The 26,347-nt window shown below is 72.2% G+C and carries 23 protein-coding genes; 13 read left to right on the top strand and 10 right to left on the bottom strand.

The features are described 5' to 3' along the window. Positions 1–55 precede the first annotated feature (55 nt). Positions 56–1,042, top strand: coding sequence for an ATP-binding protein (locus IEY78_RS26700; protein ID WP_189102478.1), 987 nt, complete (start codon positions 56–58; stop codon positions 1,040–1,042). Here the strand turns inward: IEY78_RS26700 and IEY78_RS26695 are convergent. Then, positions 1,023–2,357, bottom strand: a complete 1,335-nt coding sequence (locus IEY78_RS26695) for a polysaccharide deacetylase family protein (protein ID WP_189102476.1) — start codon at positions 2,355–2,357, stop codon at positions 1,023–1,025. The genes IEY78_RS26700 and IEY78_RS26695 overlap by 20 nt on opposite strands. A 324-nt stretch (positions 2,358–2,681) precedes the next feature. Here IEY78_RS26695 and IEY78_RS26690 point away from each other — a divergent pair, with 324 nt between their 5' ends. The 6 genes from IEY78_RS26690 to IEY78_RS34620 all read left to right on the top strand — a co-directional run bounded on the left by IEY78_RS26690 (position 2,682) and on the right by IEY78_RS34620 (position 10,723). Beyond that, the gene (locus IEY78_RS26690) at positions 2,682–5,018 is read left to right on the top strand and encodes a SulP family inorganic anion transporter (RefSeq protein WP_189102475.1); all 2,337 of its coding nucleotides are present in this window, start codon (positions 2,682–2,684) and stop codon (positions 5,016–5,018) included. A 148-nt stretch (positions 5,019–5,166) separates the two neighbouring features. Further along, positions 5,167–7,131 (top strand): acetate--CoA ligase, encoded by a 1,965-nt coding sequence (gene acs / locus IEY78_RS26685; RefSeq protein WP_189102473.1) that lies wholly within the window; start codon positions 5,167–5,169, stop codon positions 7,129–7,131. A gap of 317 nt (positions 7,132–7,448) precedes the next feature. Next, on the top strand, positions 7,449–8,843 hold the full coding sequence (gene nhaA / locus IEY78_RS26680) for a Na+/H+ antiporter NhaA (RefSeq protein ID WP_189102471.1): 1,395 nt from the start codon (positions 7,449–7,451) through the stop codon (positions 8,841–8,843). A gap of 44 nt (positions 8,844–8,887) precedes the next feature. Beyond that, entirely contained in the window at positions 8,888–9,346 is a 459-nt protein-coding gene (locus tag IEY78_RS26675) for a phage holin family protein (protein ID WP_189102469.1), read from the top strand. Beyond that, entirely contained in the window at positions 9,343–10,281 is a 939-nt protein-coding gene (locus IEY78_RS26670; RefSeq protein WP_189102468.1) for an alpha/beta fold hydrolase, read from the top strand. The genes IEY78_RS26675 and IEY78_RS26670 overlap by 4 nt, the downstream gene beginning before the upstream one ends. A 244-nt stretch (positions 10,282–10,525) precedes the next feature. Further along, positions 10,526–10,723, top strand: a complete 198-nt coding sequence (locus IEY78_RS34620; protein WP_229700194.1) for a hypothetical protein — start codon at positions 10,526–10,528, stop codon at positions 10,721–10,723. Positions 10,724–10,783: 60 nt separating this feature from the next. Here IEY78_RS34620 and IEY78_RS26665 read toward each other — a convergent pair whose 3' ends face one another. From IEY78_RS26665 to nth, 3 genes are read right to left on the bottom strand one after another with little or no spacing between them, the layout of a single operon-like run. Further along, entirely contained in the window at positions 10,784–11,983 is a 1,200-nt protein-coding gene (locus tag IEY78_RS26665) for a MarP family serine protease (RefSeq protein WP_189102467.1), read from the bottom strand. Positions 11,984–11,996: 13 nt separating this feature from the next. Beyond that, on the bottom strand, positions 11,997–12,725 hold the full coding sequence (locus tag IEY78_RS26660) for an NUDIX hydrolase (RefSeq protein ID WP_189102466.1): 729 nt from the start codon (positions 12,723–12,725) through the stop codon (positions 11,997–11,999). A 54-nt stretch (positions 12,726–12,779) separates the two neighbouring features. Next, the gene (gene nth, locus IEY78_RS26655) at positions 12,780–13,823 is read right to left on the bottom strand and encodes an endonuclease III (RefSeq protein WP_189102465.1); all 1,044 of its coding nucleotides are present in this window, start codon (positions 13,821–13,823) and stop codon (positions 12,780–12,782) included. Positions 13,824–14,303: 480 nt separating this feature from the next. Between nth and IEY78_RS26650 the strand changes: the two genes are divergently transcribed. Together IEY78_RS26650 and IEY78_RS26645 are read left to right on the top strand one after the other, a co-directional pair. Beyond that, positions 14,304–14,978: a Crp/Fnr family transcriptional regulator gene (locus IEY78_RS26650; RefSeq protein ID WP_006604164.1), complete on the top strand. Its 675-nt coding sequence runs from the start codon at positions 14,304–14,306 to the stop codon at positions 14,976–14,978. A gap of 177 nt (positions 14,979–15,155) precedes the next feature. After that, the gene (locus IEY78_RS26645) at positions 15,156–15,974 is read left to right on the top strand and encodes a nucleotidyltransferase domain-containing protein (RefSeq protein WP_189102464.1); all 819 of its coding nucleotides are present in this window, start codon (positions 15,156–15,158) and stop codon (positions 15,972–15,974) included. Between the two features lie 43 nt (positions 15,975–16,017). Here the strand turns inward: IEY78_RS26645 and IEY78_RS26640 are convergent, their stop codons facing one another. The 4 genes from IEY78_RS26640 to sp36 all read right to left on the bottom strand — a co-directional run bounded on the left by IEY78_RS26640 (position 16,018) and on the right by sp36 (position 18,596). Continuing rightward, positions 16,018–16,854, bottom strand: a complete 837-nt coding sequence (locus tag IEY78_RS26640; RefSeq protein WP_189102463.1) for an MBL fold metallo-hydrolase — start codon at positions 16,852–16,854, stop codon at positions 16,018–16,020. Then, the gene (locus IEY78_RS26635; protein WP_189102462.1) at positions 16,851–17,849 is read right to left on the bottom strand and encodes an NUDIX hydrolase; all 999 of its coding nucleotides are present in this window, start codon (positions 17,847–17,849) and stop codon (positions 16,851–16,853) included. The genes IEY78_RS26640 and IEY78_RS26635 overlap by 4 nt, the downstream gene beginning before the upstream one ends. A gap of 124 nt (positions 17,850–17,973) precedes the next feature. Next, the gene (locus IEY78_RS26630; protein WP_189102460.1) at positions 17,974–18,438 is read right to left on the bottom strand and encodes a RidA family protein; all 465 of its coding nucleotides are present in this window, start codon (positions 18,436–18,438) and stop codon (positions 17,974–17,976) included. Then, on the bottom strand, positions 18,435–18,596 hold the full coding sequence (sp36, locus tag IEY78_RS26625) for a Sp36 family protein (RefSeq protein WP_003975360.1): 162 nt from the start codon (positions 18,594–18,596) through the stop codon (positions 18,435–18,437). The genes IEY78_RS26630 and sp36 overlap by 4 nt, the downstream gene beginning before the upstream one ends. A gap of 209 nt (positions 18,597–18,805) precedes the next feature. Here sp36 and bagA point away from each other — a divergent pair, with 209 nt between their 5' ends. Continuing rightward, complete coding sequence (bagA, locus tag IEY78_RS26620; protein WP_189102458.1) at positions 18,806–19,861, top strand: ATPase BagA; 1,056 nt, start codon at positions 18,806–18,808, stop codon at positions 19,859–19,861. Beyond that, complete coding sequence (bagB, locus tag IEY78_RS26615; protein ID WP_189102456.1) at positions 19,858–21,216, top strand: ATPase BagB; 1,359 nt, start codon at positions 19,858–19,860, stop codon at positions 21,214–21,216. Before bagA ends, bagB begins: the two co-directional genes overlap by 4 nt. 353 nt (positions 21,217–21,569) lie before the next feature. Here the strand turns inward: bagB and IEY78_RS26610 are convergent, their stop codons facing one another. Next, positions 21,570–21,911 carry a WhiB family transcriptional regulator gene (locus IEY78_RS26610; RefSeq protein ID WP_006604173.1) on the bottom strand — a complete coding sequence of 114 codons (342 nt, stop codon included), beginning with the start codon at positions 21,909–21,911 and terminating at the stop codon, positions 21,570–21,572. Between the two features lie 382 nt (positions 21,912–22,293). On the opposite strand from IEY78_RS26610, the gene IEY78_RS26605 reads away from it, so the two are divergent. Next, positions 22,294–24,489 (top strand): transglycosylase domain-containing protein, encoded by a 2,196-nt coding sequence (locus IEY78_RS26605; protein ID WP_189102454.1) that lies wholly within the window; start codon positions 22,294–22,296, stop codon positions 24,487–24,489. 133 nt (positions 24,490–24,622) lie between these two features. On the opposite strand, the gene IEY78_RS26600 is transcribed toward IEY78_RS26605, so the two are convergent. Next, positions 24,623–25,087, bottom strand: a complete 465-nt coding sequence (locus IEY78_RS26600) for a GatB/YqeY domain-containing protein (RefSeq protein ID WP_189102452.1) — start codon at positions 25,085–25,087, stop codon at positions 24,623–24,625. Between the two features lie 133 nt (positions 25,088–25,220). On the opposite strand from IEY78_RS26600, the gene IEY78_RS26595 reads away from it, so the two are divergent. Continuing rightward, complete coding sequence (locus IEY78_RS26595) at positions 25,221–26,147, top strand: metallophosphoesterase (protein WP_189102450.1); 927 nt, start codon at positions 25,221–25,223, stop codon at positions 26,145–26,147. Positions 26,148–26,347 lie beyond the last annotated feature (200 nt).

Genomic DNA, 26,347 nt, shown 5'->3' with positions numbered 1-26,347 from the left:
TCTTCCTCACGCGGCTCTCTCACTCAGGGCCATGCCAAGATTACCCTTGGTGAACATGAAGATCGCTTTCGTAGGCAAGGGCGGCAGCGGCAAGACCACCCTGTCCTCCCTGTTCATCCGGCATCTCGCCGCGTCCCGGGTCCCCGTGATCGCGGTGGACGCCGACATCAACCAGCATCTGGGCGCCGCCCTCGGACTCGACGAGGCGGAGGCCGCCGCGCTCCCCGCGATGGGCGCCCACCTCCCGCTGATCAAGGACTACCTCCGCGGCAGCAACCCCCGGATCCCGTCCTCCGAATCCATGATCAAGACCACCCCGCCCGGTGAGGGCTCGCGGCTGCTGCGGGTGGGCGAGGCCAACCCCGTCTACGCCGCGTGCGCCCGGCCGGTGGAGCTCGACGACAGCGCCGTGCGGCTGATGGCGACGGGCCCGTTCACCGAGTCCGACCTGGGGGTGGCCTGCTACCACTCGAAGGTCGGCGCGGTGGAGCTGTGCCTGAACCACCTGGTGGACGGGCGCGGGGAGTACGTCGTCGTCGACATGACGGCCGGTTCCGACTCCTTCGCCTCCGGGATGTTCACCCGCTTCGACATGACCTTCCTGGTCGCCGAGCCCACCCGGAAGGGCGTCGCCGTCTACCGCCAGTACAGCGAGTACGCCCGGGACTTCGGGGTGCCCCTGAAGGTCGTGGGCAACAAGGTGCAGGGCCCCGAGGATCTGGCGTTCCTGCGCGACGAGGTGGGCGACGACCTGCTGGTGACCGTGGGCCACTCCGACTGGGTGCGCGCCATGGAGAAGGGCCGCCCGGCCCGCTTCGCCCAGCTGGAGGAGGCCAACCGCGCCGCCCTGCGGACGCTGCACGACACGGCCGACGCCGCCTACGCGGACCGGGACTGGGAGCGCTATACGCGCCAGATGGTGCACTTCCACCTGAAGAACGCGGAGAGCTGGGGCAATGCGAAGACCGGGGTCGACCTGGCGGCTCAGGTCGACCCCGCCTTCGTGCTCTTCGAGGGAGCGGCTACCCCACAGCCGGCCTGACCCGCCACGCGGCGTGGGCGGGCGCGGGCGGCTCGGCCGGTTTGCCAGTGGGGGCGGACGGAGCCGGTGCGGACGGCCCCGGGGAGGCGCCGGAGAGGTACGCCGCCCACCCGCCGTCCGGCGCCCGGCCCACCGGCAGCGCCCGCAGCTTCGCCAGCACCTGCGGATCCTGGGCGTCCAGCCAGTCGGTGAGCTGCTTGAAGCTGACGCACCGGACTCCCTTGCGGGGGCAGATCTCCTTGATGGCCTGCTCCACGGCCTTCATGTACGTGCCGCCGTTCCAGGACTCGAAGTGGTTGCCGATGAACAGCGGGGCGCGGTTGCCGCGGTAGGCGCGGTCGAAGGCCGCGAGCAGGCCGTCGCGCATCTGCCGGCCCCATGTGGCGTGCATCCGCGGGTCGCCCTCCGTGGTGCCGGACTGATTGGCGAGGAAGTTGTAGTCCATCGAGAGCGTCTCGTGGCTCCGCCCGGGGAACGGGATCTGCTGTAGCGGGAAGTCCCAGATGCCGTCGATCCGCCGCGGCCAGGTCTGCCGGCCGCCCACGGAGCTGGCGTCGTAGCGGAAGCCCATCTCCTTGGCCGCGGTGATCAGGTTGCGCTGGCCCTCCAGACAGGGCGCGCGGCCGCCGACCAGCTCCCGGGAGTAGTCGAACGGCAGCGGCGGTTCGGCGGCCAGGCCCGCGTTGGTCTTCCAGTGCTGCACGAACGCCTCGGCCTGCTCGATCTCGCTGACCCATTCGTTCGGCGACCAGGTACCGACACCGCCGCGCGGGCCGCAGAAGTGGCCGTTGAAGTGGGTGCCGATCTCATTGCCCTCCAGCCAGGCGGCGCGCATCTGGGCCACGGTGTTCCTGACGCCCTGGATGTCGTTGAAGCCGATGTCCGAGGCGCCGGCCTTGTGCCGGGGCGGCTCGTACAGCTCCCTGCGGTCACCGGGGAGCATGTAGACGCCGCTGAGGAAGTACGTCATGGCCGCGCCGTATTTCTTGCCGACCGCGCGGAAGTGCGAGAACAGCTTCTGGCCGTCCTCCCCGGCGCCGTCCCAGGAGAACACCACGAACTGCGGGGGGCGCTTCCCCAGGGCGATGCGGTGCGGGCTGGGCTGGTGGGGCTGTGCGCCGGTGTACGCGGTGGAGCCGTCGCCGATCAGCCGGAGCGGGCGGGTGGGCTCCTTGGGGACCGCCCGGCCCTTCCTGGTGCCCGGGGGCGGCCCGTTCCGTATCGCCGTGGAGCAGCCGGCCAGCGCTGCCATCGCGACGGCCGTCGCGATGGCAGCCGTGACTATGGACGCCCTCACCCTTGCTGCGGCCGTCATCGGCCACCCCATTCCCGGTGCCTGTGCGCACCTTCCGAGCGATTAATCGGATCATTGCGTGCAAGCTTCCATACACCAAGAAAAGGGACTAAAGGGGCAAGTCATTAGTCATCATATTCACCTGATGGAGCGAAGGATTGCGGCATTTGCCCGCAAAGTCTTCTCCTGGCCTTTACCTGGCATTACGGTTCGTTTACCGATGCTTGAGAGTCACCGGACCGTCACCCCACAGCGACGATCGCCGGCCGGCTCGCGTCCCGCCGCAGCACACCGCCGCCCCACGATCGCGCCCCGCGCGACCGCGTCGCCCCGGAGGAGACGGGAATGTCGCAGATGGAGAAGTCGCCGCCGCAGCCGCCGCGCAACCGGCAGCACCCCGAAGCCCCTCCCGGACCCCGGGCGGCCGCCGAGCCCACCTCCCGGACGAAGCGGGCCGGACTGGCCGTCTGGCGGCGGGATCTCTCCGCCTCGGTCGTGGTCTTCCTGCTCGCCGTCCCGCTGTCCCTGGGCGTCGCGCTGGCCACCGGCGCCCCGCTCCAGGCCGGTCTGGTCGCCGCCGTCGCCGGCGGCCTCGTCGCCGGTCTGCTCGGTGGCGCACCGCTCCAGGTGACCGGCGCGGCGACCGGTCTCCTGGCGGTCACCGCCGATCTGGTCCAGCGCTACGGCTGGCGCGCCACCTGCGCCGTCACGGTCCTGGCCGGCCTCGCCCAACTCGCCCTGGGGGCGCTGCGCGCGGCCCGGGCGGCGTCGGCCGTCAGCCCGGCGATCGTGCACGGCCTGCTGGCCGGTATCGGGGTCACCATCGCCATCGGGCAGCTGCATGTGGTGCTCGGCGGCGCCCCCGACGGCTCGGCCCTCGACAACGCCGCCGCGCTGCCGGGGCAGTTGGCGCATCCGCACGTCCTCGCGCTGCTGATCGGCGCCGTCACCGTGGCGGTACTTCTCGGCTGGGGGCGTCTGCCGGGCCGCGCCGGGCGGTGGGCGCGGGTGCTGCCGGCGCCGCTGGCCGCCGTGCTCGCGGCGACGGCGGTGAGCGCGGGCACGTCGGTGGCGCGCGTCGAGCTGCCGTCCTGGCGGGCGCCCGAACTGCCCGCGCTGCCGGACGCGTCCGTGCCGGCGCTGGCCGCCGCGGTCCTGACCGTCACCCTGGTCGCCGGTATGGAGTCGATGCTCTCGGCGCTGGCCGTCGACCGGCTGGCGGCCGAGCGGTCCGGGCCGCCGGTGCCGCGTGCGCGCCTCAACCGCGAGCTGGCCGGGCAGGGGGCGGCCAATGTCGTCTCGGGGCTGCTGGGCGGGCTGCCGGTCTCCGGGGGCGCGATGCGCGGCTCGGCCAATGTGCGGGCCGGCGCGGTCACCCGGCGCGCCACCGTGCTGCACGGCGTGTGGGTACTGCTGTGCGCGGGCCTGCTGGCCGCCGTGCTGGAGGCGATCCCGCTGGCGGCGCTCGCCGCGCTGGTGCTGGTCGTCGGGGTGCGGATGGTGAGCTTCGCGCACATCCGGCATGTGCGGCGGCACCGTGAATTCCCGGTCTACGCGGCCACGTTGGGCGGGGTGGTCCTGCTCGGCGTGCTCCAGGGGGTGGCGGCGGGCATCGCCGTCGCGGTCTTCCTGGCGCTGCGTCGGCTGACCCGTACCCGGGTCGCGGTGACGGAGGAGCCCGACGGCTACCGGGTGCGCGTCAGCGGGCAGTTGACGTTTCTGGCGGTGCCGCGGCTGACCCGGGCGCTGGCCCGGGTGCCGGCGCGCGCCGAGGTCGTCGTCGAGCTGTGCGGGTCGTTCATGGACCATGCCGCCTACGAGGCGCTGCAGTCGTGGTCCGCCGCCCATCGGGCGCACGGCGGCCGGGTGACTCTCGGGGGCCGCCCGGGCCGCCCGCCCGCCAAAGCGGCCGGCGCGCACTCCTGCCGGCCGTGGACGCCGTGGCGCCAGCACCACTGCACCCGGCCCGCCCCGGACGGCACGGCCGAGCCGGCGGACAGCGGCAGCCAACTCCTGGGCGGGGTCAGCGCCTTCCAGCGCCATACGGCCCCGCTCGTCCGCGAGGAACTGGCCCGGCTGGCGCGCGACGGCCAGCGGCCCACCCAGCTGTTCCTGACCTGCGCCGACTCCCGGCTGGTCACGAGCATGATCACCTCAAGCGGTCCGGGCGACCTGTTCACCGTGCGCAATGTCGGCAATCTGATGCCGCCGCCGGGCTCGGACGCCTCCTGCGACTCCGTCGGGGCGGCGGTCGAGTACGCGGTGGAGGTGCTGCGGGTCGGCTCGATCACGGTGTGCGGGCACTCGGGGTGCGGTGCCATGGGAGCGCTGCTGAGCGGCGCCGCCCCGGAGGAGGCCGAGCCGACCCCGCTCGCCCGCTGGCTGCGGCACGGCCGGCCGAGCCTGGCGCGGATGCAGCGCATCGGGCGGCTGGGGCGGGGAGAAGTCGCCCTGCACGAGCGTCCGGTGAGTGATGATCAGGAGCGGCTGGCGCTCGTCAACGTCATGCAGCAGCTCGACCACCTCCGGGCTCATCCGTGTGTGGCCCGCCGGGTGGCCGAGGGTTCGCTCGCCCTGCACGGCATGTATTTCCACGTCGGCGAGGCCCAGACCTATGTGCTCGACGAGGCCACCGGTCGTTTCGGCGCCGTCCGCGGCGAGGCGGTGCCGGTGACGGTCTGACCTGCACAACATCCCCTCGGCAGCCCGGAAACGGGGCGCCCGGACAATGGTCTACACCAATATTTGTCCACAGCCCTTGTCAGGCCACGCACGGGCTGATGAGCTAGGACCTGGGGACACTTCGGACGCCCTGGGAATGGGAGATGTTGTGAGCAACGAAAGCCTTGCCAACCTGCTCAAGGAGGAGCGGCGGTTCGCACCGCCCGCCGATCTGGCCGCGCACGCCAACGTCACGGCTGCCGCGTACGAGCAGGCCGCGGCAGACCGGCTGGGCTTCTGGGCCGAGCAGGCCGGACGACTGTCGTGGGACACCGCGCCCACCCAGACCCTCGACTGGTCCAACGCGCCCTTCGCGAAGTGGTTCGCCGACGGCAAGCTCAACGTCGCCTACAACTGCGTGGACCGCCATGTGGAGAACGGCCTGGGCGACCGGGTCGCGCTGCACTTCGAGGGCGAGCCGGGCGACACCCGCACGATCACCTACGCCGAGCTCCAGCGCGAGGTCTCCAAGGCCGCCCATGCGCTGACCGAGCTGGGCGTGCGCAGCGGCGACCGGGTCGCCATCTACCTGCCGATGATCCCGGAAGCGGTCATCTCCATGCTGGCCTGCGCCCGCCTGGGCGCCCCGCACTCCGTCGTCTTCGGCGGCTTCTCCGCGGACGCGCTGGCCACCCGCATCAACGACGCCGACGCCCGCGTCGTGATCACCGCGGACGGCGGCTACCGCCGCGGCAAGCCGTCCGCCCTCAAGCCCGCCGTCGACGAGGCGCTGACCAGGCCCGGCACCGAGAACGTCCGCAGCGTGCTGGTCGTCCGCCGCACCGGCCAGGAGGACGTCGCCTGGCACGAGGGCCGCGACGTGTGGTGGCACGAGATCGTCGAGCGGCAGAGCGACCGGCACACGCCCGAGGCCTTCGACGCCGAGCACCCGCTGTTCATCCTGTACACCTCCGGCACGACGGGTAAGCCCAAGGGCATCCTGCACACCACCGGCGGCTATCTCACCCAGGTCTCGTACACCCACCACGCGGTGTTCGACCTCAAGCCGGAGACCGACGTCTTCTGGTGCACCGCCGACGTCGGCTGGGTGACCGGCCACTCGTACATCACCTACGGCCCGCTCTCCAACGGCGCCACCGAGGTGCTCTACGAGGGCACGCCCGACACCCCGCACCAGGGCCGCTGGTGGGAGATCGTGCAGAAGTACGGCGTGACGGTCCTCTACACCGCGCCCACCGCGATCCGCGCCTGCATGAAGTGGGGCGACGACATCCCGGCGAAGTTCGACCTGTCGTCGCTGCGCGTCCTGGGGTCGGTGGGCGAGCCGATCAACCCCGAGGCGTGGATGTGGTACCGCAAGCACATCGGGGCCGACGCCACGCCGATCGTCGACACCTGGTGGCAGACCGAGACCGGCGGGATGATGCTCAGCCCGCTGCCGGGCGTCACGGCGACCAAGCCCGGCTCGGCCCAGCTGCCGCTGCCCGGTATCGCCGCGACCGTCGTGGACGACGACGCCCGCGAGGTCCCCGACGGCGCCGGCGGCTACCTCGTGCTGACCGAGCCCTGGCCGGCCATGCTCCGCACGATCTGGGGCGACGACCAGCGCTACCTCGACACGTACTGGTCCCGCTTCGAGGGCAAGTACTTCGCCGGCGACGGCGCCAAGAAGGACACCGACGGCGACATCTGGCTGCTCGGCCGGGTGGACGACGTGATGCTGGTGTCCGGCCACAACATCTCCACCACGGAAGTCGAGTCGGCGCTGGTCTCGCACCCGAAGGTGGCCGAGGCCGCGGTCGTCGGCGCCACCGACCCGCAGACCACCCAGGCCATCTGCGCCTTCGTCATCCTGCGCGGCGGCGCGGCGGAGGACGAGGGCCTGGTCGAGGAGCTGCGCGCGCATGTCGCCCAGCAGCTCGGCCCGATCGCCAAGCCCAAGCGGATCATGCCGGTGGCGGAGCTGCCCAAGACCCGCTCCGGCAAGATCATGCGGCGGCTGCTGCGCGATGTGGCCGAGAACCGCGACCTCGGTGATGTCACCACGCTGACCGACTCCTCGGTCATGGACCTGATCCAGGCGAAACTGCCCGGCGCGGCCAGCGAGGACTGAGCGGAACGGCGGACGGGGGCGTGCGGCCGGTGCGGCCGGATGCCCCCGTCGCCGTACCCGGCGCCCCGGCGGGCTGTCCGCCACCGCACCCCCTGTGACGTGCGGATCCGTCGGTCCGGCGACCGGCAGCGGCCCGCGCACCGGACGGCCGGGCGGCCGATTTGCCCGTAAAGTGAGGCCACCGGACAGCGCCCCGCACCCGCCCGGTAAGGTAGGAACCGCGTCAAGAAAACGCCAAGAAACTCAGGGTGCGCCGGGAAGTCTGGTCGGCAACTGCCACAGCCGTACACAGCTGCCGAAGGCCGGAGGTCACCCCCGTGAGTGCGCCCAACAACCGCCGCTCCATATTCCTGGGACGCATGTCCCTGCCCGAGCGGAACTACCTCGCGGAAGCCCTGCGCACCGAGACCGTCGGCGGCATCCTCCTCCTGGCCGCGGCCGTAGCCGCTCTGATCTGGGCAAACACCCTCGGCGCCAGCTACGAGGCGGTCCGCGGCTTCCACCTCGGCCCGGCCTCGCTGGGCCTGGACCTGTCCGTCCAGCACTGGGCCGCCAACGGCCTGCTCGCGGTCTTCTTCTTCGTGGCCGGCATCGAGCTCAAGCGCGAGCTGGTCGCCGGTGAGCTGCGCGAGCCGCGGGCCGCCGCGCTCCCCGTGATCGCCGCGATCTGCGGCATGGCGATGCCCGCGCTCGTCTACTTCGCGGTCAACAGCCTCGGCGGCGGCTCACTGCAGGGCTGGGCGGTCCCCACCGCCACCGACATCGCCTTCGCCCTCGCCGTCCTGGCCGTGATCGGCACCTCGCTGCCCGCCGCCCTGCGCGCCTTCCTGCTCACCCTCGCGGTCGTCGACGACCTCTTCGCGATCCTGATCATCGCGGTCTTCTTCACCTCGACGATCAACTTCCTGGCGCTCGGGCTCTCCGTCGCCGGCCTGCTGCTCTTCTACCTGCTGCTGCGCAAGGGCGTCAGGGGCTGGTACGTCTACGTCCCGCTCGCCCTGGTCATCTGGGCCCTGATGGAGAACAGCGGGGTGCACGCCACCATCGCCGGCGTCGCGATGGGCCTGATGCTGCGCTGCACCCGGCGCGAGGGCGAGAGCCGGTCCCCCGGCGAGCACATCGAGCACCTGGTCCGCCCGCTCTCGGCCGGCTTCGCGGTACCGCTGTTCGCCCTCTTCTCCGCGGGCGTGTCCCTGTCCGGCGGCGCGGTCCACGACGTCTTCACCCGGCCGGAGACGCTCGGCGTCGTGCTCGGCCTGGTGGTGGGCAAGACGCTCGGCATCTTCGGCGGCACCTGGTGCACGGCCCGCTTCACCAGGGCCCAGCTCAACCCCGACCTCAAGTGGCCGGATGTCTTCGCCGTCGCCTCCCTGGCCGGCATCGGCTTCACCGTCTCCCTGCTCATCGGCGAACTCGCCTTCTCCCAAGACCCGGTCCTGACCGACGAGATCAAGGCATCGGTGCTGGTCGGCTCGCTGCTGGCGGCCGTCTTCGCCGGCATCCTCCTCAAGGTCCGCAACACCAAGTACAAGGCGCTGTGCGAGGACGAGGAGCGGGACGAGGACCAGGACGGCATCCCGGACATCTATGAACTCGACAAGCCCGAGTACCACCTGCGGATGGCCGCCATCCACGAAGCCAAGGCCGCCGAACACCGGCGGCTTGCCGAACTGGCCTCCGCCGCGCATGCCGGAGACGATGGTCCGGCATGATCTGAGAGGCTTTGCTTCCGGGTGACGAGAAGAGGGAGACGGCGATGAGCGCAGCCGACAACGGCACGGAACGCAGCCTCGGACAGCTGATGGCCACGGCCACGGCCGAGATGTCCGCGCTGCTGCACGACGAGATCGCGCTGGCCAAGGCGGAGTTCCGGCAGGACGCCAAGCGGGCGGGCATCGGCGGTGCCGCGTTCTCGGTGGCGGGCGCGCTGGCCCTGTTCGCGCTGCCGGTGCTGAGCTTCGCGGCCGCGTACGGCATCCACAACCTCGGCCTCGGGCTCGCCTGGTCCTTCCTGATCGTCGGCGGCGCCTTCCTGGTCGTCGCCGGGCTGCTGTCGCTCCTCGCGGTGGCGAAGATGAAGAAGATCAAGAAGCCGGAGCGCTCCATCAGCTCCGCCAAGGAGACCGCGGCGGTGCTCCAGAACGCCAAGCCGCACCCGCGGGTGGCGCCGGTGGAACACCCGATGCTGGAGTCTGTGACACGCTCATCGGTATGACAGCCCCTGACAGCACCGCCTCGGTCGTCCGGCTCGACGTCCCCGGCGGGCAAGCGGTGTCCCACCGTGACGTCGCGGCCAACGGCGCACGCTTCCACATCGCGGAGATGGGCGACGGCCCGCTGGTGCTGCTCCTGCACGGCTTCCCGCAGTTCTGGTGGACCTGGCGGCACCAGCTCCCGGCCCTGGCCGAGGCGGGCTTTCGCGCGGTGGCGATGGACCTGCGCGGGGTCGGCGGCAGCGACCGCACCCCGCGCGGCTACGACCCGGCGAACCTCGCCCTGGACATCACCGGCGTCATACGGTCCCTGGGCGAACCGGACGCCGCGCTCGTCGGACACGACCTGGGCGGCTATCTCGCGTGGACGGCGGCGGTGATGCGGCCCAAGCTGGTGCGCCGGCTGGCCGTGTCCTCGATGCCGCATCCGCGCCGCTGGCGCTCGGCGATGCTCGCCGACGTCCGGCAGAGCGCCCGGAGTTCGCACATCTGGAACTTCCAGCGGCCCTGGCTGCCCGAGCGCCGGCTGACGGCGGACGACGCGGAGCTGGTGGGGCAGATGATCAGCGACTGGTCCGGGCCCCGGCAGCCGGACGAGGACGCGCTCACGGTCTACCGGCGGGCGATGAGCATCCCCTCCACGGCGCACTGCTCCATCGAGCCCTACCGCTGGATGGTGCGGTCGCTGGCCCGCCCCGACGGCATCCAGTTCAACCGCCGGATGAAGCGGCCGGTGCGCGTGCCGACGCTGCATCTGCACGGTTCCCTGGACCCGGTGATGCGCACCCGCAGCGCGGCCGGCTCCGGCCAGTACGTCGAGGCGCCCTACCGCTGGCGGCTGTTCGACGGCCTGGGGCACTTCCCGCACGAGGAGGACCCGGTGGCGTTCTCCACGGAGCTGATCAACTGGCTGAAGGACCCGGAACCGGACCGCTGACGCACCGCGTACGGCATGCGGCCCGGGGCAACACACGCCCCGGGCCGCACCGTTGAGATCCTCGTTCCGCCCGCTCCGTCCGGACGTCCGCCGCCCACCGGCCGGGCGGATCGCACGGCTGAACGGGGCACCCACGCTCCCCTCTCGAACGCTCGTATGACGAGCAGCCAATTGCCCGGCGCATAGGCCAATTGGCGGTCCCCGAGGCGGTTACCGACCTTGGGGCGGGGGCAGAGTCGACAGTATGGGCTGGACGCACGACTACCGTGACGTGGCACGCAACCGCCGCAGCAGTGCCGCTGTAGTGGGTACTCAGGACAGGGGAACCCCGGACCTCGGGTCCGGACCGTCCCCCGACCCGGCGCACCCGATGGGCATCCCGCGGATCCTGCGCCGCAGAGCGCGCTGGATGAGCGCGCGACTACGCCATCCCCGTACCTGACACGCCGCCGGCGGGGCGCGGAGAGCACCGCTCCCCGCGCCCGGCTCGCCCCCCGCGGACTCAGATCGCGCACCCCTGGCTGTCGACCTGCTGCTCGGCCGTACGCCCCTTGGCGATGTCCGCGCGGATCTCGTCCGCGGTCAGGGCGTAACCGGTGTGCGAGTCGTCCAGCGACTTCGCGAAGACCACGCCGTAGACCTCACCCTTCGGGGTGAGCAGGGGGCCACCGGAGTTGCCCTGCCGGACCGTGGCGTAGAGCGAGTAGACATCACGGCGGACCGTGGCGCGGTGGTAGATGTCCGGGCCGTTCGCCTGGATGCGGCCGCGGATCCGGGCGGCGCGGACGTCGTAGCCGCCGTTCTCCGGGAATCCGGCGACGATGGCGTTGTTGCCGCTGCGCGCGTCCGGGCCGGCGAACCGCAGGGCCGGGGCGCTCAGCTGCGGCACGTCCAGGACCGCGATGTCGCGCTGCCAGTCGTAGAGCACGACCTTGGCGTCGTACGTGCGGCCCTCGCCGCCCACCTGGACGGTCGGCTGGCGCACCCCGCCGACGACATGGGCGTTCGTCATCACGCGGTGCCGGCCGAAGACGAAGCCGCTGCCCTCGAGCACCTTGCCGCAACCGGGGGCCGTGCCGACGACCTTGACGATGCTGCGCCGGGCCTGCGCCGCCACCGGGCTGGTGGCCAGCTGCGGGTCGGGCGCGGGCACATTGTTGATCGGCTCGTTGGAGAACGGCGTGAAGACCTGCGGGAAGCCGTTCTGGGCGAGCACCGAGGAGAAGTCGGCGAACCACGTGCTGGCCTGCTGGGGCATCACCCGGGACACGCCCAGCAGCACCTTGGAGTTGCGGACCTCCTTGCCGAGCGTCGGCAGGGAGGTGCCGGCCAGCGCCGAGCCGATCAGCCAGGCGACCAGCAGCATCGCCAGGACGTTGACCAGCGCGCCGCCGGTCGCGTCCAGCGCTCTGGCGGGTGACCAGGTGATGTGGCGGCGCAGCTTGTTGCCCAGATGGGTGGTGAGCGCCTGGCCCACGGATGCGCACACGATGACGATGGCGACCGCCGCGATGGCCGCGAAGGTGCCGGGGGTGGCATCGCCGGTGATCTCGTTCCAGATCACGGGCAGCAGATAGACCGCGATCAGGCCGCCTCCGAGGAAGCCGATCACGGACAGGATGCCGACGACAAAACCTTGCCGATAGCCGACGATCGCGAACCACACGGCCGCGACCAGCAGCAGGATGTCCAGGACGTTCACGCCGGACACCGTCTCACGAGCGCCAGTCGAGTGGGACCGCCTTGTCACGGTCCCATGGAATCTCCCAGCCCGCGTAATGCAGGATCCGGTCGATCACTCCGGCCGTAAAGCCCCAGACCAGAGCATTCTCGACAAGAAACGCGGGCCCGGTGTGGCCGCTGGGATGGCGCGTCGTCACCCGATGCGCCGGGTCCGTGAGATCCGCCACGGGAACCGTGAACACCCGTGCGGTCTCCGCCTGGTCGACCGCGCCCACGGGACTCGGCCGGCGCCACCACCCCAGCACGGGCGTCACCACGAAGCCGCTGACCGGGATGTAGAGCCGCGGCAGCACCCCGAAGACCTGCACACCGGACGGGTCGAGGCCGGTCTCCTCCCGGGCCTCGCGCAGCGCCGCCCGCACCGGACCGGGCCCGTCGGCGTCGCCGTCCTCCGGGTCGAGGGCGCCGCCGGGGAAGGAGGGCTGGCCCGCATGGGAGCGCAGGGTGCCGGCGCGCTCCATCAGGAGCAGCTCGGGGCCGCGGGAGCCGTGGCCGAAGAGGATCAGCACCGCGGACTGCCGGCCGCCGCTCTCCGGCGGCAGGAAGCGGCTGAGCTGGCGGGGCTGGACCGTGGCGGCCGCGCGGGCCACCGGGGCCAGCCAGTCGGGCAGGCCGTCGGCGGAGACCGGGACCTCCGGGCCGGACGCCGCGTCACCCATGGCCGCCTCCTCGTCGTACCGCTGCTCCCGTGCACTTCTCATACGCGCCCCCTCCAGGCCTGGCGTGGATCGTCGGTCACCTCTTGACGGCCGCCCTCACGAGGCGGCCGCCGGGGGCGCCATCGGGGGCGCGGGCTGCCCCGGGTAGTCGGCCGGCGGCTTCAGCCGCTGACCCGGCTTGCCGCCCAGCTCGTACTTCAGCAGCTTCTTAGCCTTCTCCGGGTCCGTCTCGCCCTCGCCGTACGCGGGGCACAGCGGGGCGATGGCGCAGGCGCCGCAGGCGGGCTTGCGGGAGTGGCAGACGCGGCGGCCGTGGAAGACGACGCGGTGCGACAGCATCGTCCACTCGCTCTTGGGGAAGATCTCGGCGACGTCCGCCTCGACCTTCTCGGCGTCCTCCGCGGTGGTCCAGCCGAAGCGGCGGGCGAGGCGGCCGAAGTGGGTGTCGACGGTGATGCCGGGGACGCCGAAGGCGTTGCCCAGCACCACGTTGGCGGTCTTGCGGCCGACCCCGGGGAGCGTGACGAGGTCCTCCAGGCGGCCCGGCACCTCGCCGCCGAAGCGGTCGCGCAGCGCGGCGGACAGGCCCAGCAGCGACTTCGCCTTGGCCCGGAAGAAGCCGGTCGGGCGGATCAGCTCCTCCAGCCGCTCCGGGTCCATGGCGGCCATGTCCTCGGGCGTCGGGCAGACCGCGAACAGCCGCGGGGTGGTCTGGTTGACCCTCAGATCGGTGGTCTGCGCGGACAGGACCGTGGCGACCAGCAGCTCGAAGGAGTTGGTGAAGTCCAGCTCGGGGTGGGCGTACGGATACAGCTCGGCGAGCTCGCGGTTGATCCGGCGGGCCCGGCGCACCATGGCAGCCCGGGACTCCGGCTTGCGCGCGGGGGCCTTCTTGGCGGGGGTCTTCCCGGCGGCCGCCTTGGCCGCCGGCTTCGCCGTCGCCTTCTTGGCGGAGGTCCCGGCCGTGGTCTTTTTGGCCGTGGTCTTCGTGGTTACGGCCTTCTTCGCCACGGCCTTCGTGGCGGCGGCCTTCTTCGCCACGGCCTTCGTGGCGGCGGTCTTCGTGGCGGTCTTCGTGGCGGCGGTCTTCTTCGCCGTGGCCTTCTTGGCGGCCGCCGGCTTCTCGGGGGTTTCGTTCACGGCGGCCTTCTTCCCTGCCGGGCGCTCGCCCACCGGGCTCTGCTGCGCGGCGGTCGGTGCGGTGGTCGGTGCGGTGGTCGGAGCGGTGATGGGTGCGGTGGTGTGCGGCGTCGGCGGTCGCGACGCGCCGGGCATCCGGACGGCGGGCTTCCGGACGGACGCGTCGACGGGGGTTGATTTGTTCCGTTCACCCGAATCCGAGGCGTGACCGGACGGCTGTTCGCCCACAGCGGAATCACGCCCCGCACTCACCCGACCGGCCCCCCCAGTCCTCTGCTCTCACCGGCGTATTGGACACTCGGCCAGACTAAGGCCAGCCACCGACATCCGGCTTGATCGCCGGTATTCGTGACTCCAATCGGCCCCCTGCCTTATGGCTCGGGGCACCGGTCCGGCAAACTTGTGATTGATCGCACTGTTTTGCATTCCGGCATGATGGGGACCACAGTCCCCCGGAGCATGTCGACAAGGAGAGATCTCGTGGACGACGTTCTGCGGCGCGCACCGCTCTTCGCGGCGCTCGATGACGAGCAGGCGGCCGAGCTGCGCGCCTCAATGGGAGAGGTCACGCTCGCCCGCGGCGACGCCCTGTTCCACGAAGGGGACCCCGGCGACCGCCTGTACGTGGTCACCGAGGGCAAGGTGAAGCTGCACCGCACCTCCCCCGACGGCCGGGAGAACATGCTCGCCGTCCTCGGCCCCGGGGAGCTGATCGGAGAGCTCTCGCTCTTCGACCCGGGCCCGCGCACCGCCACCGCTTCCGCCCTCACCGAGGTCAAGCTCCTCGGTCTGGGGCACGGCGACCTTCAGCCCTGGCTGAATGCCCGCCCCGAGGTCGCCACGGCGCTGCTGCGAGCGGTCGCCCGCCGCCTGCGCAAGACCAACGACCAGATGTCCGACCTGGTCTTCTCGGACGTGCCGGGCCGGGTGGCCCGCGCCCTGCTCGACCTGTCGCGCCGCTTCGGTGTGCAGTCCGAGGAGGGCATCCATGTCGTGCACGACCTGACGCAGGAGGAGCTGGCCCAGCTGGTGGGCGCCTCCCGCGAGACGGTCAACAAGGCGCTCGCGGACTTCGCGGGCCGCGGCTGGCTGCGCCTGGAGGCGCGCGCCGTGATCCTGCTGGACGTCGAGCGGCTGGCCAAGCGCTCGCGCTGACCCGGCGCACGGACTGCCTGAAAGGGCCCCGCTCCGGCGGGGCCCTTCGTCATGGCCGCAGGGCGCCCCGGGACGGCCGGGACGCGGCGGCCCCGGTAGCGCGCGGCCGCCCCTCCCCGCCCCCGGGGGCCGTTAACCGCTCGCGGCACCGCCGGCCGCTTCGCCATAGTGGCGCCCATGATCCACGGCACCGGGACGGACGAGGACGGCTGCTTCGTACGGGAGGGCTCCCTGGAGCGCGTGCCCGCGCGGTTCGCGCCCGTGGTGGCGGGGCTCGGTGACCGGCTCGGCGCGCATTTCGGCCCGGAGCGCCTGCACAGCAGCTACCTCTACGGCAGCATCCCGCGCGGTACCGCCGTCCCCGGGGTCTCCGACCTCGACGCGCTGCTCGCCCTGCGGACCGAGCCCACCGAGGCCGACCGCGCCGCCGCCCGCGCCGTCGAGGAGAGCCTCGACGCCGCCTTTCCGCAGATCGACGGTGCGGGCATCCTGCTGTTCAGCGCGGCCCGCGTGCTGAGCGAGGCGGAGCGCCATGACCTGGGGTGGTTCGTGGCCTGCCTGTGCACCCCGCTCGGCGGCCCGGATCTCGCCGCCCGGCTGCCCCGCTACCGCCCGACCTCGCTCCTCGCCCGCGAGACCAACGGCGATCTCTTCCGCGACCTGCCACGACTGCGCGAGCGGGCCGCGGCGGCCACCACGGAGGCCGAGCGCACCCGGCTGACCCGGGGCGTGACGCGGCGGCTCGTACGCACCGGGTTCACCCTGGTCATGCCGCGCTGGGGCGGCTGGACCAGCGACCTCGCCGAGTCCGCGGAGGTCTTCGGCCGCTACTACCCGATGTGGGCCGGCCCGATGCGCGCCGCCGCCGACGCCGCCCGCAGGCCCGCCGCCCACCCGGAGCTGCTGGACGAGCTGCTGGCCGGCCTCGCCCCCTGGCTGGCCGGCGAGTACCTGGCCGTCCACGGGCCGAAGGCGCCCCGCCCGCAGGACCGCTGACGGGGCGCCCCGCCACACCGGACGGCCGCGGCCCGAGCGGGCGTCAGCCGTCGATCAGCCCGTGTTCGCCCAGGTAGTCGAGCTGCGCCCGGACCGACAGCTCGGCGGCCGGCCACAGGGAGCGGTCGACATCGGCGTACACGCTCGCGACGATCTCCCCGGGGGTGCGGTGGCCGGCCTCGACGGCGGTCTCCACCTGGGCGAGCCGGTGCGCGCGGTGCGCCAGATAGAACTCCACGGCCCCCTGGGCGTCGTTCAGCACCGGCCCGTGGCCCGGCAGGACCGTCCCCACCCCGTCGTCGACGGTGAGCGCGCGCAGCCGGCGCAGCGAGTCCAGATAGTCGCCCAGCCGCCCGTCGGGGTGGGCGACCACCGTGGTGCCGCGCCCCAGGACCGTGTCGCCGGTGAGGACCGCGCGATCGGCCGGGAGGTGGAAGGAGAGCGAGTCCGCGGTGTGGCCCGGGGTGGGCACCACCCGCAGCTCCAGGCCCCCGGTGGTGATGACATCGCCCGCGTCGAGCCCCTCCCCGCCCAGACGGAGCGTCGGGTCGAGCGCCCGGACGGCCGTCCGGGTCAGCTCGGCGAAGCGGGCGGCGCCGTCGGCGTGGTCCGGGTGACCGTGGGTCAGCAGGGTCAGCGCGACGCGCTTGCCGGCGCGCTCGGCGGTGTCGATGACGGCCCGGAGGTGGCCCTCGTCGAGCGGCCCGGGGTCGATGACGACGGCGAGGTCGGAGTCCGGTTCGGCGACGATCCAGGTGTTGGTGCCGTCCAGCGTCATCGGCGAGGGGTTCGGGGCCAGCACGCAGTGGGCGCGCGCGGTGGCCTGCCCGGAGAGGGCCCCGCCACGCGGCCGGCCGGGAAGAGCGGTCGGTTCGGTCATGCGGGGGTCCCTCCCGGGGAGCCGGCGCGGTCCGGGCGGCCGTCGGCGCCCCCGGGAGCGCCGGATCCCGTGTCCGTCTGCGCGATGTGCTTGGTGAATTCGTCGTGCCCCGGCCAGCTCAGCTCGATCTCGCCGCCCACCACCCGGGCCCGCGCCAGCACCGGCGTGAGGTCCTGGGCCTCCGCGGCGGCCAGCGCGTCGGCCGCGGTGGCGTACGGCTGGAGTCCGCGCAGCGTCGCGATGGTCGGCGGCATCATCAGCAGCTCGCCGCGGTCGTAGCCGTCGGCCGCCTCCCGGGGGCGGATCCAGACCGCGAGGTCCGCCTCGGTGGAGGCGCCGGGCGCCGCCCCGGTGGACGGGGGTGCGCCCCGGGGGCCCGCCTCGGGCCCTTGCGGGAGGGTCCGCTGGCCCTCGGGCAGCTCCGCGACGAAGAACCAGGTGTCGTAGCGCCGCGGCTCGAACTCGGGGGTGATCCAGCGGGCCCAGGCGCCCAGCAGGTCGGAGCGCAGGACCAGTCCGCGGCGGCCAAGGAAGTCGGCGAAGGACAGTTCGTGGGCGACGAGGGCGGCGCGGTCCGCCTCCCAGTCCTCGCCCCTGGTGTCGGCGACGACCGTGTCGGCCGAGGCGCCGGCGAGCAGCACGCCGGTCTCCTCGAACGTCTCGCGGACCGCCGCGCACACGATGGTCTGGGCGGTGGCCGGATCGACACCCATACGCACCGCCCACTGGGCGCGCGAGGGACCGGCCCAGGCCACCGGGCGGGCGTCCCGCGGATCGACGGACCCGCCCGGATAGGCGTACGCGCCCCCGGCGAAGGCCATGGAGGTGCGTCTGCGCAGCATGTGGACGGCGGGGCCGCCGGCGGCGGAGTCCCGCAGCAGCAGAACGGTCGCGGCCCTGCGGGGCTCGGCAGGGGTCAGCTCGCCGTTCGCGAGTGCCCGGATGCGGTCCGGCCACTCCGGCGGGTACCACTGGCCGTTGGTCGTGGACGCCATGGCCGGATGCTATGCGCTCGCGCGCGGATGTTCGAGGGCCACTTTCGCGCCGGAGGGCCCCTGCTGACGCGGGGCCCTCCGGGGCACGGCACACGGGGCGGACGTCACCGCCCCGACGACGGGACTATTCGGCGATCTCCACCTGGATCTCGACCTCGACCGGCGAGTCGAGCGGCAGCACCGCCACGCCCACCGCGGACCGGGCGTGCACGCCCTTGTCGCCGAGGATCTCGCCCAGCAGCTCGCTGGCGCCGTTGAGCACGCCCGGCTGACCGGTGAAGTCCGGCGCGGAGGCCACGAAGCCGACGACCTTCACGACCCGCTGGATCCGGTCGAGGTCGCCGACGACGGACTTCACGGCGGCCAGCGCGTTCAGCGCGCAGGTCGCGGCGAGTTCCTTGGCCTGCTCCGCGCTGACCTCGGCCCCGACCTTGCCGGTGGCCGGCAGCGCGCCGTCCACCATCGGCAGCTGGCCGGAGGTGTGCACATAGGCGCCGGAGCGCACCGCGGGCTGGTACGAGGCCAGCGGCGGCACGACCTGCGGCAGCTTCAGACCGAGCGCCGCGATCTTCTCCTCCACCGCGCTCACGCCTGCTTCTCCCGCTTCAGGTAGGCCACCAGCTGCTCGGGGTTGTTCGGGCCGGGGACGACCTGGACCAGCTCCCAGCCGTCCTCGCCCCAGGTGTCCAGAATCTGCTTCGTCGCGTGCACGAGGAGCGGCACGGTCGCGTATTCCCACTTGGTCATGGGGCGAGCGTAATACCTGTCCACGGCGGCGGCGGACGCCGTGTGCCGCGGCCCGTCCCCGCCCCTGCCGCGCGGCGTCCGCGAGCCTGCCGCCCGCCCCCTACGGCACATCCCCGACCCGTCCCCGAGGACCCCGCGGGCAGATCTCCGGGGTGTCCCGGGCGCCATCCCGGGCGTACTCGGGACGCAGACTGGTTAGGCTCCTTGGCGTGAGCAGGCTCCATGTCGTCAGCGGCAAGGGCGGCACCGGAAAGACCACGGTCGCCGCCGCCCTCGCTCTCGCCCTGGCCACCGAGGGACGCCGTACCCTCCTGGTCGAGGTCGAGGGCCGGCAGGGCATTGCCCAGCTGTTCGAAACAGAAGCGCTTCCCTACGAGGAACGCAAGATCGCGGTGGCTCCGGCATCGGACGGCGCGGCGCTCCGGGCCGCCGCCGGGAACGGGTCCGGCGGCGAGGCGCCCCGGGGCGGCGGCAGACGCGGGGGCGGCGAGGTGCACGCCCTCGCCATCGACGCCGAACGCGCCCTGCTGGACTACCTCCAGATGTTCTACAAGCTCGGCAGCGCCGGCCGGGCGCTGAAGAAGCTCGGCGCGATCGACTTCGCCACGACCATCGCGCCGGGCCTGCGGGACGTCCTGCTGACCGGCAAGGCGTGCGAAGCCGTCCGCCGCAAGGACAAGAACGGCAGATTCGTCTACGACGCCGTGGTGATGGACGCCCCGCCGACCGGCCGCATCACCCGCTTCCTGAACGTCAACGACGAGGTGGCCGGCCTGGCGAAGATCGGGCCGATCCACAATCAGGCGCAGGCCGTGATGCGGGTCCTGAAATCACCGGAGACCGCGGTGCATCTGGTGACGCTCCTGGAAGAGATGCCGGTCCAGGAGACCGCGGACGGCGTCGCGGAACTGCGCGCCGCCGGCATCCCCGTGGGCGGCATCGTCATCAACATGACCCGCCCGGCGCTGCTGGACAACGGCGACCTCGACATCGCCGCCCGGGGCGCCCGGGCCGGCGTCGCCAAGGCGCTCTCCCAGGCCGGCCTGGGCGGCGCCCGCCGCGGCGGCCTGGCGGACCGGCTGATCGACCCCCTGCTGGAGCAGGCGCGCGAACACGCCGAGCGGGTCGAGCTGGAGCGCGCCGAGTACGCCGAACTGACCGCCATCGGCCTGCCCACCTACGAGTTGGAGCTGCTCCCCGAGGGAGTGGACCTCGCCGGGCTCTACCACCTGGCGAGAGACCTGCGGAAACAGGGGCCCATATGACCGCGGACACCACGACGCTGGACGCCTCGGCCCCGCGGCTCGAGGTCGATGCCCTGATCGACGACCCGCACACCCGCATCGTGGTGTGCTGCGGCTCGGGCGGCGTCGGCAAGACGACGACGGCCGCGGCGCTGGGCGTGCGCGCCGCCGAGCGCGGCCGCCGGGTCGTCGTGCTGACCATCGACCCGGCCCGGCGGCTGGCCCAGTCCATGGGCATCTCCGAGCTGGACAACGTCCCGCGCCAGGTCAAGGACGTCGACGAGTCCGCGGGCGGCGAACTCCACGCGATGATGCTGGACATGAAGCGCACCTTCGACGAGATCGTCGAGGGCCACGCGGACGCCGAGCGGTCCCGCGCCATCCTGGAGAACCCCTTCTACCAGTCCCTGTCGGCCGGTTTCGCGGGCACGCAGGAGTACATGGCCATGGAGAAGCTCGGCCAGCTCCGCGCGAACGACGAGTGGGACCTGATCATCGTCGACACCCCGCCGAGCCGCTCCGCCCTGGACTTCCTGGACGCTCCCAAGCGTCTCGGCTCCTTCCTGGACGGCAAGTTCATCCGGGTGCTGATGGCCCCGGCGAAGGTCGGCGGCCGGGCCGGCATGAAGTTCCTCAATGTCGGCATGTCGATGATGACCGGCACCCTCAGCAAGCTCATGGGCGGCCAACTCCTGCGGGACGTGCAGACGTTCGTGGCTGCCATGGACACCATGTTCGGCGGCTTCCGCACCCGCGCGGACGCCACGTACCGGCTGCTGCAGGCGCCCGGCACGGCGTTCCTCGTGGTGGCCGCGCCGGAGCGGGACGCACTGCGCGAGGCGGCGTACTTCGTCGAGCGGCTGGCCGCCGAGCAGATGCCGCTGGCCGGCCTGGTGCTGAACCGCGTGCACGGCAGCGGCGCGTCCCAACTCAGCGCCGAGCGCGCGCTGGCCGCCGCGGAGGCCCTGACGGACCAGCGGGCCGAGGACACCCATGCGGACGGGGCGGACACCGCGGACACCCGCACGGCGTCCGCCGCCCCCGCAGAAAATAATCTTGAAGCCGACGGCATTGTGGATCTCGACGCCGGGAAGGCTGGACCACGTACCGCCGGCGGCCTCTCCCCCGCCGCGGCGGAGCATGAGACACCCACCTCGGCCTCGGCGGCGCAACTGGCCGCCGGGCTGCTCCGACTGCACGCGGAACGCATGCAGGTGCTCGCACGCGAACGGCGCACGCGGGACCGCTTCACCGCGCTGCACCCCGAGGTTCCGGTGACCGAGGTCGCCGCGCTGCCCGGCGATGTCCATGACCTCGCGGGACTGCGTGCCATCGGCGACCGTCTGGCACAGAACCGCACGGACACCGAGGACTGAACGACCGCGAAGGCCGAACGACCCGAAGACCGAACAACGAAGACCGAATCGACGCCGAGGACCGCACCACACCGCCGGCTGAACGACCCCGACGACTGAGACGACCGGCACCGACGACCGAGCCGTACGTACGCCGGCTCAGCCACCCACCCCTTCAACTGCTCACCTGCCACCGCGCCCAGAGAGCCGGGCCGAGCGTGATCAGAGCCGAACACGACCGGGCCGAACTCGACCGGACCGGGTGCGACCGGACCGAGCCATCAGCCGAAGGTTCTCGGCCAAGTTCCTGCGGCTCTTCCCGCTCTTCCGGCTCTTCTCCGGTTTCCCGGCCGACCGCGGGCTGGCCGACCGCGCTACCCGACCGCGGCGAACTCGTCGAACATCTCGTCCTCGCAGTCCACGGACAGGATGCCCGTGCTGCGCTCGTACTCCGTACGCGCTGTCTCCAACAGCCGGCGCCATGACGTCACGGTCGGGCGGCGACGCAGCAGCGCCCTCCGCTCGCGTTCGGTCATCCCGCCCCACACGCCGAACTCCACCCGGTTGTCCAGGGCGTCGGCCAGGCACTCCGTGCGCACCGGGCATCCGGTGCACACCGCCTTGGCGCGGTTCTGCGCCGCTCCCTGAACGAACAGTTCATCCGGATCGGTAGTGCGGCAGGCTGCCTGTGCACTCCAGTCGGTTACCCAGCTCATGCTGGCGCCGTCCTCTCCCGAATCGAGGCTCCCCCACGGCGGCAAGCGGCATATTCACCGTTGCCAGTTGAGGACGTTACGGAAGGCGGGCAGGGCGCAACACCCCCTTCGGGCCCAATCTTGAATGGTCCGAACGGACTATGCGTATGCGGCAGATCACCCAACGGAGTGACCGCAGGGCATACCGCACTTTGCGCCCAAGGCGGGACAGTTCACCGCCCTGACACGGGAGTTTTGTCGTCATACACGGACACGTGGGGGCGCGGTCCGCGAGGAGTGGGGGTTGACGAACTCATGCGTAACCGTTCAGCCGGGCAGCCGAGAACAGGCTAAACGAACAGGTGCACCCCTGTCCGGCGGATGAAGAACGTAGGGTGCCCTCATGCCTAAGAAGCGCGACGGCGGAGGTCTGTCCAAGACGCAGCAGGCCGCCAAGTTCCTCGGTGTCAGCGTCCTGGCCGGAGCGGTGCTCGCCGGTCTCGCGCTCCCGGCGGCAGGGGCGCTCGGCCTCACCGCCAAGGGAACCGTCGAGGGCTTCGACGACATCCCCGCGAACCTCAAGACCCCGCCCCTCAGTCAGCGGACCAGGATTCTGGACGCCGACGGCGGTGAGATCGCCAAGGTCTACTCCCGTGACCGCACGGTCGTCGGCCTCAAGGACATGTCGCCGTACATCCAGAAGGCGATCGTGGCGATCGAGGACGCGCGGTTCTACCAGCACGGCGCCATCGACCTGAAGGGCATCCTGCGGGCGGTCAACAAGAACGCCCAGTCGGGCGGCGTCTCCCAGGGCGCCTCGACGCTGACCCAGCAGTACGTGAAGAACGTCTTCGTAGAGGAGGCGGGCGACGACCCGGACAAGGTCGCGCAGGCCACCCAGCAGACCATCGGCCGCAAGATCAAAGAGCTCAAGTACGCGATCCAGGTCGAGAAGGAACTCGGCAAGCGCAAGATCCTGCAGAACTACCTCAACATCACGTTCTTCGGGCAGCAGGCCTACGGCGTCGAGGCGGCCGCCCAGCGCTACTTCAGCAAGTCCGCCAAGGATCTGAACCTCCAGGAGTCGGCGCTGCTGGCCGGTCTCGTCCAGTCGCCCAGCCGCTACGACCCGGTCAACGACCCGCAGGAGGCCACCCGGCGGCGCAACACCGTCCTGCAGCGGATGGCCGACCTCAAGGACATCACCCAGGCGCAGGCCGACGCGGCCGCGAAGAAGCCGATCAAGCTGGCGGTCAGCCGCCCCAAGAACGGCTGCATCACCGCCACCGACGGCGCCGGCTTCTTCTGCGACTACATCCGCAAGACCTTCCTCGGCGACAAGTCCTTCGGCAAGACCCGGAAGATCCGTGCGCAGCGCTGGAACGAGGGCGGCATGACCATCCGCACCACCCTCGACCCGCAGACCCAGAAGTCGATCCAGTCCTCGCTCGCCGAGCACGTCTACGACGACGACCCGGTGGCCGGCGCCGCCAGCATCGTCGAGCCGGGCACCGGCAAGATCCTCGGCATGGGCCAGTCGCGCCCGTACGGCTTCGGTGCGAACCAGACCGTGATCAACCTCTCGGTCGACCACCGCATGGGCGGGGGCGCCGGCTACCAGCCCGGCTCGACCTTCAAGCCGGTGATCGCGGCGGCCGCGCTGGAGCAGGGGACCAGCCCCGAGCAGGAGTACCCCTCGCCGTACCGGATGCCGTATCCGAGCCCGGTGCAGACCTGCGACGGCGAGTGGCAGGGCACCGACACCACCCAGAACGAGAACAAGGAAGAGGTCGGCCCGTACGGCATGAAGGAGGCGACCGCGAAGTCGGTCAACACCTACTTCGTGCAGCTGATCAGCGACATGGGCATCTGCCCCGCGGTGAAGATGGCCCAGAAGATGGGCATCGAGCGGTCGGACGGCAAGCCGCTGCAGCAGGTGCCGTCGATGACCCTCGGCGTGCAGGAGATGTCGCCGCTGACCATGGCCGCCGGGTACGCCGCCTTCGCCAACGGCGGTGAGTACTGCTCCCCCGTCGCCATCGAGTCGATCACCGACGCGCGCGGCCGGGCGATGAAGGTCCCGCAGACCAGCTGCCGCAGCGCGATGTCCAAGAAGACCGCGGACACGGTCAACACCCTGCTCAAGGGAGTGGTCGAGGACGGCACCGGCAAGGAGGCCGGCCTCCACGGCCGGGACAGCGCCGGCAAGACCGGCACCAGCGACAGCCGCTACGCCGCCTGGTTCGTCGGCTACACCCCGAACGCGGCCGGTGCGGTCTGGGTCGGCGACCCGCAGCACAAGCGCAAGATGTACGACATCACCATCGGCGGCGTGCCCCACGACAAGGTCTACGGCGCCGACACCCCCGGCCCCATCTGGCGGGACGCGATGACCGGCGCCCTGGACGGCCGGCCGGCGCCCGGCCTGCCCACCGTCCCGATCGACGATCCGGTCAAGGACAAGAGCGGGGGCGACGACGGCGACAAGGGCCCCGGCCCGCACAAGCCCGGCCGGGGCGGCCACGGCAAGAAGCCGGGTGGCGGCCTGCACATCCCCGGCTTCCCGGACATTCTGGGTGGCGGTAACGGCGGTTGGTAGACGGCCGGTTGGCCCGTGGGCGGCCGGTCGGCCCGTAGGGCACGCGCCGGCGGCCGGCCCGCACGAAACGCGGCGAGGGGCGCCCCCACCACGGGGGCGCCCCTCGGCGTTCCGGCGGAAGAGCCGCGGCCGCTCAGCCGGCCAGCAGCTTCTTCACCACCGCGGCCACCCGGCCGCCCTCGGCGCGGCCGGCCACCCGGGGGTTGACGATCTTCATGACGGCGCCCATCGCCCGCGGCCCCTCGGCGCCGCCGGCCTTGGCCTCCGCCACGGCGGCCGCGACCAGCTGCTCCAGCTCGTCGTCGGTCAGCGGCTGGGGCAGATAGTCCGCGAGCAGCTCGCCCTCGGCGCGCTCCCGCTCGGCCTGCTCGGCGCGGCCGGCCTGGGAGAAGGCGTCCGCGGCCTCCCGGCGCTTCTTCGCCTCCCGCGCGATGATCTTCTCGACCTCGTCGTCGGACAGCTCACGGGCCACGGTGCCCGCGACCTCCTCCTTCTGGATCGCGGTCAGCGTGAGGCGGAGGGTGGAGGAGCGCAGCTCGTCGCGCGCCTTGATCGCGACGGTGAGGTCGTCCCGCAACTTGGACTTGAGCGTGGTCATGCCGTCGAGTATGCCCCCACCCACCGACAACCGCCGTGCCTTTTCCCGCCGGGCGACGGCCCTACCCCCACCCGGCGGACCCCCGCCCGCCCGTGCGCTGCGCCCACCCCCGCCACTCTGCGACGATGGAAGCATGCGCGCGCGATACGGAGTACCCCTGGCCCTGACCGCAGTCGGCGCGGCCGGCCTGACCTATGCCGCCGGCTTCGAAGTCCGCTCCTTCCGCCTGCGGCGCGTGACCGTGCCCGTACTGCCCCGTGGCATGCGGCCGTTGCGCGTCCTGCAGGTCTCCGACATCCACATGGTCAGCGGACAGCGCAAGAAGCAGCGCTGGCTGCAGTCGCTCGCCGGGCTCCGCCCCGACTTCGTCGTGAACACCGGCGACAACCTCTCCGACACCGAAGGCGTCCCCGAGACGCTGGACGCGCTGGGCCCGCTGATGGAGTTCCCCGGCGCCTATGTCTTCGGCTCCAACGACTACTACGGCCCCAAGCTGCGCAACCCCGCCCGCTATCTGGTCGAGCGGGTCAGGGGGCGGCACGGCCTCAACGGCAACGCGCCCGTCACGGGGGCGGTCCACAACCCGTGGGAGGACCTGCGCGACGCGTTCGACGCGGCCGGCTGGGTCGGCCTGTCCAACTCCCGCGGCCGCCTCAAGCTGGACGGCATCGAGATCGCCCTGACCGGTCTGGACGACCCGCACATCAAGCGGGACCGCTACGCCGAGGTCGCCGGCGGCCCGGAATCGGGCGCCGACCTCTCCCTGGCCGTCGTCCACGCCCCGTATCTGCGCTCCCTGGACGCCTTCACCGCGGACGGCTACCCGCTGGTCCTGGCCGGCCACACCCACGGCGGCCAGCTCTGCATCCCCTTCTACGGGGCCCTCGTCACCAACTGCGACATCGACCCCGACCGGGTCAAGGGCCTGTCCACCCACACCGCCGGCGGCCACACCTCCTTCCTCCATGTCTCCGCCGGCTGCGGCACCAACCGCTACACCCCGGTCCGCTTCGCCTGCCCCCCGGAGGCCACCCTGCTGACGCTGACGGAGCGGGGCTGACGGCCAGCGGGCAGGACACCGGAATCGGGCCGCGACCAGGGCGAAGGGTGACGCGGGCGGTGGCCGGCGCACGCGAGCCGGGCGGGCAGTGCCGCCGTACGGGCTGACACGGTCGGGGGACTGCGGCGGTCGGGGCGCTGACGCCGTCCGCCGCGGCGCCGGCGCGGTCCGGGGGCCGGGAATCCATGCCCCTGCTCGTG

This window comes from Streptomyces kronopolitis (genome assembly GCF_014646275.1).
Classification (GTDB): Bacteria; Actinomycetota; Actinomycetes; order Streptomycetales; family Streptomycetaceae; genus Streptomyces; species Streptomyces kronopolitis.
The sequence above is the reverse complement of the archived record's forward strand: the minus strand, read 5'-3'. Positions and strand labels throughout refer to the sequence as shown.

Excerpts from the sequence above, each read along its gene's own strand:
- sp36 (WP_003975360.1), bottom strand. The coding sequence starts at position 18,596 with ATGACCAAGTGGGAATACGCGACCGTGCCGCTCCTCGTGCACGCGACG.
- IEY78_RS26605 (WP_189102454.1), top strand. The coding sequence starts at position 22,294 with ATGCCTAAGAAGCGCGACGGCGGAGGTCTGTCCAAGACGCAGCAGGCC.
- IEY78_RS26695 (WP_189102476.1), bottom strand. The coding sequence starts at position 2,357 with ATGACGGCCGCAGCAAGGGTGAGGGCGTCCATAGTCACGGCTGCCATC.
- IEY78_RS26635 (WP_189102462.1), bottom strand. The coding sequence starts at position 17,849 with ATGGCGTCCACGACCAACGGCCAGTGGTACCCGCCGGAGTGGCCGGAC.
- IEY78_RS26690 (WP_189102475.1), top strand. The coding sequence starts at position 2,682 with ATGTCGCAGATGGAGAAGTCGCCGCCGCAGCCGCCGCGCAACCGGCAG.
- IEY78_RS26670 (WP_189102468.1), top strand. The coding sequence starts at position 9,343 with ATGACAGCCCCTGACAGCACCGCCTCGGTCGTCCGGCTCGACGTCCCC.
- IEY78_RS26660 (WP_189102466.1), bottom strand. The coding sequence starts at position 12,725 with ATGAGAAGTGCACGGGAGCAGCGGTACGACGAGGAGGCGGCCATGGGT.
- IEY78_RS26600 (WP_189102452.1), bottom strand. The coding sequence starts at position 25,087 with ATGACCACGCTCAAGTCCAAGTTGCGGGACGACCTCACCGTCGCGATC.
- IEY78_RS34620 (WP_229700194.1), top strand. The coding sequence starts at position 10,526 with ATGGGCTGGACGCACGACTACCGTGACGTGGCACGCAACCGCCGCAGC.
- IEY78_RS26645 (WP_189102464.1), top strand. The coding sequence starts at position 15,156 with ATGATCCACGGCACCGGGACGGACGAGGACGGCTGCTTCGTACGGGAG.
- IEY78_RS26595 (WP_189102450.1), top strand. The coding sequence starts at position 25,221 with ATGCGCGCGCGATACGGAGTACCCCTGGCCCTGACCGCAGTCGGCGCG.
- IEY78_RS26610 (WP_006604173.1), bottom strand. The coding sequence starts at position 21,911 with ATGAGCTGGGTAACCGACTGGAGTGCACAGGCAGCCTGCCGCACTACC.
- IEY78_RS26700 (WP_189102478.1), top strand. The coding sequence starts at position 56 with ATGAAGATCGCTTTCGTAGGCAAGGGCGGCAGCGGCAAGACCACCCTG.
- bagB (WP_189102456.1), top strand. The coding sequence starts at position 19,858 with ATGACCGCGGACACCACGACGCTGGACGCCTCGGCCCCGCGGCTCGAG.
- IEY78_RS26640 (WP_189102463.1), bottom strand. The coding sequence starts at position 16,854 with ATGACCGAACCGACCGCTCTTCCCGGCCGGCCGCGTGGCGGGGCCCTC.
- IEY78_RS26675 (WP_189102469.1), top strand. The coding sequence starts at position 8,888 with ATGAGCGCAGCCGACAACGGCACGGAACGCAGCCTCGGACAGCTGATG.